Here is a 10,022-nt window from a genome sequence, read left to right as displayed (position 1 = left end):
GGCCCGTGGAGATCCCTTCCCCCTCCCACCCCGCCGGCGGGGTGGGAGGGGGAAGGGATCTCCACGGGCCTCCCGCTGACTGCTGGCGGCTCGCTCTACCTGTTCTCGCTGTGCTCGAGCCGTCTTGCTTCGTCGAGTAGCTGGTAGAAGCCCTTGCTGTTGTTGAGGTAGTGGGCCAGGATGCCGGGGATGAGGCTGCCGGTGAGGAGGTAGGCGGCGCCGAAGGCCAGGCCGGCGAGGAAGATGAAGGCGGGGTAGCTCCAGGCACGGCGGTCGGGGACGGGGTGGAAGGCGGCGAAGACGGCGGCCTGGAGGGCCACGCCGAGCCAGCCCAGGCCCAGGGTGCTCGCCAGCAGGCTTTGCAGCGCTCCCCGGAAGAGCACTTCCTCGGCAACGCCCGAGATCATGCCCAGTTGCAGGGCGTGGGTGTAGCCGAGCTGCTGGTTGCGGAAGGCCCGCCCGATCTGGGAGTGGAGCTGCTGCACCACCCCGAAGGAGGAAGGGAAGAGCCTCGAGAACAGCAGCTCGAGGCCCATCAGCCCGAAGTAGAGCGCCAGGAAGGCCAGGGTGTCGCGCAGGGGGTCGGGGGTGTGCACCAGCGGGTAGCCGCCCAGGGCCATCCCGGCAGCCCCGATCAGCAGGATTAGCGCCTGGATATTGAACAACACCCGGAACACTAGCCCAACTCCGAGCCGATGTTGAAGCCCTGCTCGAGCAGTTTCTTGGGGTAGGCGCGGAAGGCCAGGAGGGTCTGGGTGCGTTCGATGCCCGCGAGCTTGCGCAGGCCCATGGTCACGATGTCGTCGAGCTGTTCGAAGTCCTGGAAGGAGAGCTTGGCGACTAAGTCCCACTCCCCCGTCACCGAGTACACCTCGGCCACGCCCGGGATCTCGGCCACGGCCTCGGCGGTCTCGGCGGTGGCCTCCCGCTTGGTCTGGATGAGCACGAAGGCGGTGATCATGCCCTTCGATGATACCGCGAGGGTAGTGAGGGCTATTGGGTGGTGCGTCCCAGGGTGAACGCGGGTAGCCGAATGCCGATAGCTGATAGCCAAACGCAATACGCAAGACGCTAAACGCGGGTCGTATGTCGTACGCCCTGCGTCGTACGCGAGATGCAACCCCCCTTAGCAAGGGGGGCTGGGGGGATAAACCCTCCCCGCACGCGGGGAGGGAAGGGGTGGGGCTTCTTTCCGCCACGAGCCACGAGCTGACGGCTGATGGCTGACCGCTGACCGCTTACCGCTCCTCACCCTCCGCCTCGAGGATCAGCTTCGGCCTGAAGCGCATCATGTCGGCGGAGACGAAGTGCAGGGGGATGCCGTCCCAGGATTGGGGGAGGCGGGCGGGGTCGGCGCCGTGGAGGTGGCCGTAGACGACCATGTCGGGGCGGAACTCCTCGAGGAGGTCGGTGAAGCCGGTGGGGCCGCCGGTCACGGAGTAGGGGGGGTAGTGCAGGGCGAGGATGAGGTGGGCGTAGGGGTGGTTCTGCACGGTCTTGAGGCTCAGGCGCAGGCGCTCGAGCTCGCGCTTGTAGATGCGCTCGTCCTCGGCGCTGAAGTCGCGGCTGCCCGGCGCGTCCCAGCCCCGGCTCCCGGCGATAGCCACCCCGCCGAACATCAGCGAGTCGTGCTGCAGCGCGTGCATGCGGGGCGGGAGGGCCTGGCGCAGGCGGGTGATGGAGGGCCACCAGTAGTCGTGGTTGCCCCGCAGCAGCACCTTGATGCCCGGCAGCTCGCCCAGGTCGCGCAGGTCGAGCAGGGCCTCGGGGAGCTTCATGGCCCAGGAGATGTCCCCGGCGACGATCACCAGGTCGTCCTCGCCCACCACCTTGCGCCACTCCTCGAACACGGCCTCCGGGTGGCCCTCCCAGTTGGGCCCGAAGATGGTCATGGGCTTGGGGAAGGCGCGGGAGAGGTGAAGGTCGGCGATGGCAAAAACGCGCACGTAGGTAGCTTATCGTGCTCAGGCTCTGCGCTCCCGGTCATCTGGGCGATAAAACCCCGTCCCAGGCTCAAAGTCCCGGCAGCCGCTCGAGCGGGCGTTCAGGGGACCGGGTCCACCACCCGGATCTTGCCGCCGGCGTAGGGGACCCACAGCCGCTCGAGCGCCGCGATGCCGAGCACGGGCGCCTCGGCCACCGGGGTCTCCTGCTTGACGACCGAGCCGCCAGGCGTGACGGCGAGCAGGGTGCCGTCGTTGTACGCCAGGTAGAGCCGGCCCCCGCTGGCGGCCGGGGCGAAGGCCAGGGGCTTGGAGCCTTTGAAGGGCTGGCTCATGGCGCCCTGGTTGTTGGCCCGGGTGAGGCAGCCGCCCGCGTCGCTGACCCACAAGTCGTTGAGCAAAGCCATTCCGGTGGGCTCCGCGCACAGGTTCTGGCCCACCACCGCCTCGTAGGCGGCCGGGGTCGCGCCCCGGTCGAGCCGCGCGCCCCACAGGAGAAGGTTGACCTCTTCGCCCGAGTCCTTCAGCGGGTAGAGGATCACCTCGGTGACCTCGGCGGGCGTCGTGAAGTTCACGACGATCCGCTTCCAAGTGCCCTCTTCCTCCTTGAGGGTTTCGATGTAGGAGGTCACGGGGACGATCTCGGCGTCGTGGGCGGGGTCGTAGACGCTGTAGGCGGCGGCGCTGCCGCCGTTGTTGCGGGCGTAGAAGCTGAAGGTGTAGGCGGTCTCGGGCTGGACGGGCACGCGCTGGCGCAGGAAGTGGCTGGCGCCGTTGACGAGCACCTGGTCGGCGGTCTTGCGGTTGTCCGGGGCGTTGGCGACGTTGGCCCGCACGTCGGTCCCCTCCTGCTCCCACCCTGCGCCCTCGAAGGCGTCGGGGTCGCGCAGGGGGTTGAGGGTCAGCGGGTGGCGCAGCAGGCGGCCGGGGGTCAGGAGCCACAGGCGGCTGAAGGCGACCTCGAGGCGCCCGACCTGCCAGCCGTGGGGCTCGGCCTCGAGCGAGCCGTCGGCGGCGCGGTGCAGGATGCGGGTGTCGGTGGCGACGTACAAAGCGCCCCCGCCGGCGGAGGCCAGGGCGCGGACGGGCTCGCCCACGTCGAGCGCCCAATCCTCGGCGAAGGACCGCACCACCGAGCTGTAGGCGGCGTAGACCCCGCCCCCGCCCTCCAAGCAGCAGAACTCCCCGCCCTCCGGCGTCCACAGGTGCCGGGCCGAGCCCAAGCCGGCGTCGGTCCAGTAGAGGCTCGAGCCGGTGGCGACGTAGAGCCGGCCGCCCTCGAGCAGCAGCGCCCTGACGGGCTCCGAGCCGAAGGAAAGGCCGACCTTGCTGAGGTCCTGGGGCTTGACGCGCACCACCCGGCCGTTCCCGCCCCCGTCGCTGCCCCCGACGTAGACGTTGCCGTTCCACGTCACCGGCCCCGCGGCGGGGGTGAGGCCCAGGTCCACCGTGCCGCGCACGCCCAGCGGCAATTCGACCCGCCGGGTGGCCTGGGCCTCGCCGCTGAGCCCCGCGGCCGTGGTGGCGACCGCCTTGAGGGTGAAGGTCTTGCCGTTGCTGGTGAGGCCGGGGTCCCAGCTCCACTCGTAGGGGGAGGCGGTGTCGGTGGCCTTAAGGCTGCCGTCTACGAAGAACTCCACCTTGGCGATCTGGCCCCCGCCCGTGACCTGGGCCTGCACCGGGACCGGGCGGCTGGTGAGGGGGTCGGCGGGCAGCGACAGGCTCACCGAGGGCTTGCCGGGCACGTTCACGTTGAGGCTCGTGTAGAAGTGCTGGAGGTCCCACTGGTCCTTGGCCTCGAGGTGCACCACGAACAGCCCCGTGGAGCTCGAGGGCACGCTCACGGTGAGCTGCAGGGGCACCTCCCCGGCGGCGACCATGTTGACCTGGGCCGGGTTCAGGCCGACGCTGACCCCTGCGGGGGCGCTGGCACGCAGGAAGGTGGGGCCTTGGTAGCCGTTGACCGAGCGCAGGGTGCCGCTGAGCGTCGTGCTCTGGCCGGGCTCGAGGGTCACGCTGGCGGGGAAGCCCAGGAACTCCAGCTCGCCCGCGCCGTTCCAGGGGGCGTTCATCACCACCTGCTTGGCCGGCCCGTCCACCAGCTTCCCGCCCTTGAGCAGCCGGATGCGCAGGATGTGGGGGCCGTTGTAGAGGTCGGGGTTGAGGGTGACCTGGGCCGAGTAGGTGCTCTGGTTGGGGCTCACCGACCACGAGGTGAGGATGCCCTTGTCCTCGAAGATGGCGTGCATCACGCTGTAGAGGCCCGGGTTGTCGAGCTTCACCCTCACCTCGAAGCGCGGCTCGGTGATGGTGTCGCCGGGCGCCAGGATGGCGATGCCGGGCTCCACCGGCCCGGTCCCGGCGGTGTACTTCAGCGGGACCGTCACGTTATCCCCGGGGTTGAGGCTGCCCTCCCACGGCAGCGGCTCGGTGAAGCCCTCCACCTTCCCGCCGATCACCGTGTAGGTGCCGGCCTCGAGCCCCCCCAGCGCCTTGCTGCCCTGCACCGTCCCCTCGAAGACCTTGACGCCGTCGGCCTTGCGAACGACCGTGACCGGGGCGCTCTGGATGCCCTCGAGCGCGACGTTGAGCGTGGCGGGCGGCGGGGCCGCCCCCACCTGCAGCGTCACCACGCCCTCCCAGCGCCAGTCGCCCAGCGTCACGACCACCAGGTAGGGGTAATCGCCCAGGGCGTTCTTGGCCGGGAAGGCGAGGTCGGCGGTCCCGGGCACCGCGGAGGAGACCGGGCTCGAGCCCGCCGCCGGCTCGAGCCGCCACTGGGCCTTGCAGCCGTAGCTGAAAGCGCTCTCGATGGGCACCGGCCGCACCGCGGGCTTGCCCAGCGTGGCCTGCACCTTGGCGGGCAGCTTCACGGCGGGGTCGGCGGGCTTGAAGTCGAAGGCGTAGCTGCGCCGCAGCGTCACGTCGCTGTTGCCCGAGCGCGACTTGACCTCGAGCTCGAGCCGGTTGCCCCCGTAGCAGGCCTTCCCGCCCAGGGGAAGCGCCAGCCGCGTCGAGCCCCCGCTCAGGCTCAGCACCTCGGCGGGGTTGCCGTTGAAGGCGAAGCGCACCTCGCTCACGCTCTGGACGCCCTGCACCTGCACCACGACTTCGCCCCGGGCAGCGTCGAGCTGGAGGTCGGCGAGGCCAGGGGCGGGAGGATTGGCACACCCCGCGAAGAAGAGCAGGACGAAGATATATAAGTGCGTTCTGGACATGGCTCCCCCGGGGGTGAGCCCCCCGGCCAGGGGCCGGGGGGCAAGAGGGCTTAGGGTCTAGGGCTGAATGGAGGTGTTTTCACTCGTTTGCATCGGCAGGAGCGGGGCCTGGTCCTCTGGGTTGGTGTAGGTGACCGTCGCGACCGCGTCGGCGTTGCCAACTCCTGTGGCCGTGGTCCGCGAAGTGAAGCGCAGCTTGTAACCCGCAGGCAGGTTGATTGGCCCGAAGGTAACGCTGTTCGCGCTGGCCGAGGTAGCTATGTCGTGGGGTGCCCACTCAAACGGGTCGATTACGCCGTTATTGTTAGCGTCATGAGCTATGAAGATTCTGTGGTCAAAGATGCTGTTCGAGAAGGCCGCAGGGCCCGTCAGATCAATCTTCAGGGTCACGTTTTTGGCATCAGCACCATTGACAGGATCAGACGTGTTGGTCACAGTCCAGTGGTAGTAGAACACCTCACCGTTGACCACGGCGAATTCGCGGTCGGTCGGGTCGTTCACGGGGTTGTCGCTCTCGAACTCGCTGTCGCTGTCGAGGTGGATCCACGGCTGGGTGGGCTCGATTACTGTTAGGCCAACACAGGAGGTAATGCCGTAGCGTAGGTTGGGCAGGATGTCGTCGTGCAGCGGGCTGGCGCCCCACGGACGGAACTCGTACGAAGGTGCCCAGTCAACCCCACGCGGGTAGAACTCGACAAAGGGCTGGTTGAGGTTGTCAGCATCCAAGAAGGCGCAGTTGTACCAGACGCCCGGCAGGTTAGTCCTGAGTGCGATCCGTGTGCTGCCTGAATCACCTCCGCCCATCAACAGGATGTGGTTCCAGGTGATGCCCTTGTCCGGTACCCAGTTCGAGGCGTAATCGGTGCTAACACCACCGGGGTCGTCATCCGTCACCGTTAGCGGGCCGGAGCTGATGAAGTCGAGCCCGACATCCATCACGTCGGTCAGCAGCACGTTGCGCCCGTAGGGGTTGTCGCGCCCGCTGCCGTCGAACTCGGCGGGGTAGGCGGCCCTCAGGAAGGCGTACCGCTGGGTGCCCACGTCGAGCGGAACGTTGCGGATATTGATGTCGTAGTAGGCGGTGCGCCCGACGTCCTTGCCATCGATCGAGCGGTCAACCAGGGTCTTGGTGACCACGAAGCGCGGCCGCACGGCCCAGATCACCACGTCCTTCTCGTTGACGGCGCCGTTGAAGTCCACCTTCACCTGGAAGCCGCCCTTGCCCAGCGGGGCCCCGGTGTACCAGGTAGAGGTCACGTCCTGCTGGAAGTAACCGTCGATCATCCGGTAGGGGTCGTCGTAGCGGGTGCCGGTGGGGTCGCCGTAGCCTTGGTCTACGGTGTTGCCGCACTGCGAGCGGCCCACGTTCACCAGCGGCTTGATCTGGTAGGTCTGGGCCCTTTGCAGGTCGTTGCCCAGCGCCGGGGTGTCGTCCCAGCAGAAGCCCGGCTTCTGCCGCACGTACACCTGGATGGTGGCGGTGATGGACTCACCCGGAGCCAGCACGTCGAACCTGGGGTCTGGGGTGTTCTGCCAGTTCCAGGTGACGACGTGGTTGGTGGAGTCGTAGGTGGCCCCTCCAGGGTTGGCGGTGCTGGTGATCACGCCCAGCTCGGCGGGCAGCGCGTCGGCCATGGTCACGTTGTAGGCCGGGGAGGTGCCCGCGTTGGTGACGGTGATGGTGTAGGTGGCGGTGAAGACGCTGCCGGGTGCCACAGCCGGGTCGTTGGCCGCGTCGAGGGTGTAGTCGAGCCGGTTCTTGGGCCTGCCGTCGGGGAAGACGTTGAGGTGGTGCTCAGGCCCGGCCCAGGTCAGCACGTGGTGGTCTACGTTCTTGGTGATGGTGAGGTACGTGCCGATCCAGGTCTTGGTGACGGTGAAGTCCTTCAGCGGCCAGCGGTATACGGTATCGCCGTACTGGTAGTGCACGTACAGCGTCACCTTGACCGTCGCGCTGATGGGCATGTCCTTGAGCCCGAGGTTGGCGTTGGGCTGGAGGTAGGCGTCGCCGTCGGGGTCGCGGCAGAGCTTGGGGGTGACGAGGTTGTTGCAGGCCGCGAAGTGCACCTTGTCGGCGCCCTCGAGGACTTCGAACTCGAAGTTCAGGAGGGGGTCGGGCAGCCTGATCGCGGTCTGGGGCTGCTTGGTGTACAGGCCCGCCGCGATGGGGAAGGCGTTCTCCCGCGGGATGTTGCGGTCGATGCGGTCGTCTTCGGGCTTGAGGATGTTCTCCTCGGCGAAGCGCGAGCCGACGCGCTGCTTGGTGGCCTGCCGGTTGAAGTACAGGTGGGAGATGTTGTAGAAGAAGACCTTGAACTCCTCGAGGATGGCGGTGTTGTCGGTGTTCTCGGCGGCCACGACCACCTTGGCGGGCTGGCCGAGCAACAGCAGCAGGTCCTGACCGCTGTTCAGGCTGCCGCCGTGGGTGGCGTAGAGGGTGAACACCGCGGTGCCGTCGGCGCCGGTGTAGATGCCGTCCCGGAATCCCGACGCGCCGATCTGACCCTTGGCGCAGCCGCGGATGATCGCCACGTGGTCGCCGAACAGCTCGGCCACGTTGACGACGATGGGGGCGTTGACCACGGCCGCACCGGTCGCGTCGGTGGCCCTCACCGTGACGCAGACCGCCTCTTCGGTCTGCGAGGCGTAGAGGTTCACCTCTTTGTTGGCGTTGCGCTCGCGGTTAAAGGGCAGGTCCATGTCGAGCGCGTCCCTGACCGCCGTGATCTCCAGCCTGGCTACCGTGGCGGAGGGCGGAGGGGCCTGCTGGTAGACCAGGATGACCTCGACCTTCTTGCCGCTGGAGAGATCGACGCTCCTGACCGCCGGGTCCTGGTATCCCTTGACCTGCCCGCCGTCGATGTTGTAGGTGCCGGGCTCGAGGTCGGCAAGGAGCTTGCTGCCCGCCACCTTACCGCTGAAGACCACCTTGCCCGCAGCGGTAGTCACTTCGACGCTGGCTTCGCTAATGCCCTGTACTTTGATCTCGAGGGAACCGCTCTGTTTGACGTTGCTCGTGCAGCTGGCCAACACGAATAGAAGACCAGCGATCAGCACCAATACCCATCTAGGGTGCATACTGACCTCGCAATTTGTGTGCAAAACCGCCTGACTTGTCGTCGCCGGTTGAATATAATTGCTCATGTCGGGAGACCCGACGCAGATGCGCCAAGACGCCAAGGTTCGCGCCAGTAACGTTTTGGCGCATCCTGTTCTGAACAGCCAGATTTTTAGGGTAGACGGTAGCGCAATGCGGAGCAAATCAACGTGGCCTGGCTCAGTTCAGCGAGAATCTCCCGGAGGATCACCTCCTTTCTAAATCTCACACACTGTTCTCAGATATTTACGTTTTCATGATAGGTCTGCGTTACCTCGTTGTCAATCTGGTTCTAGGTAACGGCACGCGTTATTCTCGCGTGACGTTGATGTATGGATGACGTTTTTGAAAGGGTAGATATCGGTGCCCAACACTCAATTATGAGCGTGAAATGATGTGAGCCGCTCATGATTCAGCCCCCCTTACATTAAGGTCATGAACGCCGAGTTGCTTCAGTACGCGCTGCGCGTCCTCGCGGTGAGGGCGTACAGCGAGGCCGCGCTCGAGCGAAAGCTGCTCAGGCGGGGCAGCGCGGCCGAGGTAGAGGCGGTGCTGGCTGAAGTCAGGCGCATGGGCTACCTCGACGACCGCAAGTACGCCGAGGGCTATGCCCGGCTGTATCAGGGCAGGTGGGGCGCGGCCAAGATCCGCCGCTCGCTCAAGGCCAAGGGCGTGCCCGACCGCGTCATCGACGAGGTGCTGCGGGCCCTCGAGCCCGAAGGCGACCCGGTGGCCGAGGCCCTGGCCCTCCTCGAGCGCTACCAGAGCCGCCACAAGGGCGACAAGCCCAAGGCCATCCGCTTCCTCGCCAACCGGGGCTTCTCCTTCGCGGCGGCGCTCGAGGCCTGGGCGCGCTACGAGGCAGGGGAAGCTGAGGGCTAAACGCTGAACGCGGGTCGTACGTCGTACGCAAAACGCCCAACGTCGAACGCTGAACGCAAAACGCCTTGGCCCTCGACCCTAGACCCTTGACTCTCGACGCTGGCGATGGGGCTCTCGAGGCCTTGCCGGGCGTCAAAAGGAAACGCCGGGCTCCTGTGACCCGGCGCGGCGAATTTGCTCAGGCGGGCTGCTCGACCTCGTACGGCTCGACCACCACCCGCACCTCCACCGGCACGTTGAGGCTCGCGGTGACCGAGCAGTACTTCTCGTGCGAGAGCTGGGCCGCGCGCTGTAGAGCCTCCTGCGTGACGTTGGGCCCCGCCCCGTAGTGGGTGATCACGATGCGGGTGTAACGCTTGGGGTGCTCCTCGGCCCGCTCGCCCACCGCCTCGACCCGGTAGCGCGCCAGCGGCTGGCGCTTCTTGGTCATGATGTCCACCACGTCGTAGGCCGTGCACCCCGCCGCCGCCGCCAGGAGCAACTCCATGGGCCGCATCCCGCTGGCAGGCTGGTCGCCGTCGATCAAGACCTTGTCGCCCTGCTCGTTGATGCCCAGGAAACGGTGGCCGGTGAGTTGATGGAGTACGACACGCTTCGTCGCCATGGGCCCAATTTACGTTGCCGCTCGTGGGGCAAAAGTCATCTCATCGACCGTCGAACGCTAAACGCCGATAGCCGGGCGCGGGTCGTACGTCCTACGTCCTAGGTCGTACGCCAGACGCAAAACGCAAAACGCAAGACGCAAAACGCAAGACGCATGTCCTACGTCTTACGTCGTACGCCGTATGCGAAACGCGAGACGCCAAACGCCAAACGCCTTGTTCCCCCCCTTAGCAAGGGGGGCTGGGGGGATACCCCCTCCCCGCTGGCGGGGAGGGTTGG

General features: G+C 66.9%; 7 protein-coding genes. 1 reads left to right on the top strand and 6 read right to left on the bottom strand.

Annotated elements, in window-relative coordinates; all coding sequences use genetic code 11:
- Positions 1 to 95: 95 nt before the first annotated feature.
- From Mterra_RS15465 to Mterra_RS15445, 5 genes are all read right to left on the bottom strand, one after another.
- The gene (locus Mterra_RS15465; protein ID WP_338025080.1) at positions 96 to 668 is read right to left on the bottom strand and encodes a CPBP family intramembrane glutamic endopeptidase; all 573 of its coding nucleotides are present in this window, start codon (positions 666 to 668) and stop codon (positions 96 to 98) included.
- 8 nt (positions 669 to 676) lie between these two features.
- Positions 677 to 961, bottom strand: coding sequence for an Lrp/AsnC ligand binding domain-containing protein (locus Mterra_RS15460; protein ID WP_119315989.1), 285 nt, complete (start codon positions 959 to 961; stop codon positions 677 to 679).
- A gap of 277 nt (positions 962 to 1,238) precedes the next feature.
- Positions 1,239 to 1,946 (bottom strand): metallophosphoesterase, encoded by a 708-nt coding sequence (locus Mterra_RS15455; protein WP_119315988.1) that lies wholly within the window; start codon positions 1,944 to 1,946, stop codon positions 1,239 to 1,241.
- Positions 1,947 to 2,044: 98 nt separating this feature from the next.
- Positions 2,045 to 5,161 (bottom strand): phage head spike fiber domain-containing protein, encoded by a 3,117-nt coding sequence (locus Mterra_RS15450; protein ID WP_147372834.1) that lies wholly within the window; start codon positions 5,159 to 5,161, stop codon positions 2,045 to 2,047.
- Positions 5,162 to 5,218: 57 nt separating this feature from the next.
- The gene (locus tag Mterra_RS15445; protein ID WP_170159694.1) at positions 5,219 to 8,110 is read right to left on the bottom strand and encodes a DUF11 domain-containing protein; all 2,892 of its coding nucleotides are present in this window, start codon (positions 8,108 to 8,110) and stop codon (positions 5,219 to 5,221) included.
- Positions 8,111 to 8,693: 583 nt separating this feature from the next.
- Between Mterra_RS15445 and Mterra_RS15440 the strand changes: the two genes are divergently transcribed.
- Positions 8,694 to 9,140, top strand: a complete 447-nt coding sequence (locus tag Mterra_RS15440) for a regulatory protein RecX (protein WP_119315985.1) — start codon at positions 8,694 to 8,696, stop codon at positions 9,138 to 9,140.
- Between the two features lie 178 nt (positions 9,141 to 9,318).
- Here the strand turns inward: Mterra_RS15440 and Mterra_RS15435 are convergent, their stop codons facing one another.
- Entirely contained in the window at positions 9,319 to 9,744 is a 426-nt protein-coding gene (locus Mterra_RS15435; RefSeq protein ID WP_119315984.1) for an OsmC family protein, read from the bottom strand.
- Between the last annotated feature and the right edge of the window lie 278 nt (positions 9,745 to 10,022).

It is taken from the genome of Calidithermus terrae, assembly GCF_003574345.1.
Taxonomy (GTDB): Bacteria; Deinococcota; Deinococci; order Deinococcales; family Thermaceae; genus Calidithermus; species Calidithermus chliarophilus.
Note: the sequence above shows the minus strand (reverse complement) of the source record. Positions and strands in the feature narration are given on the sequence as shown.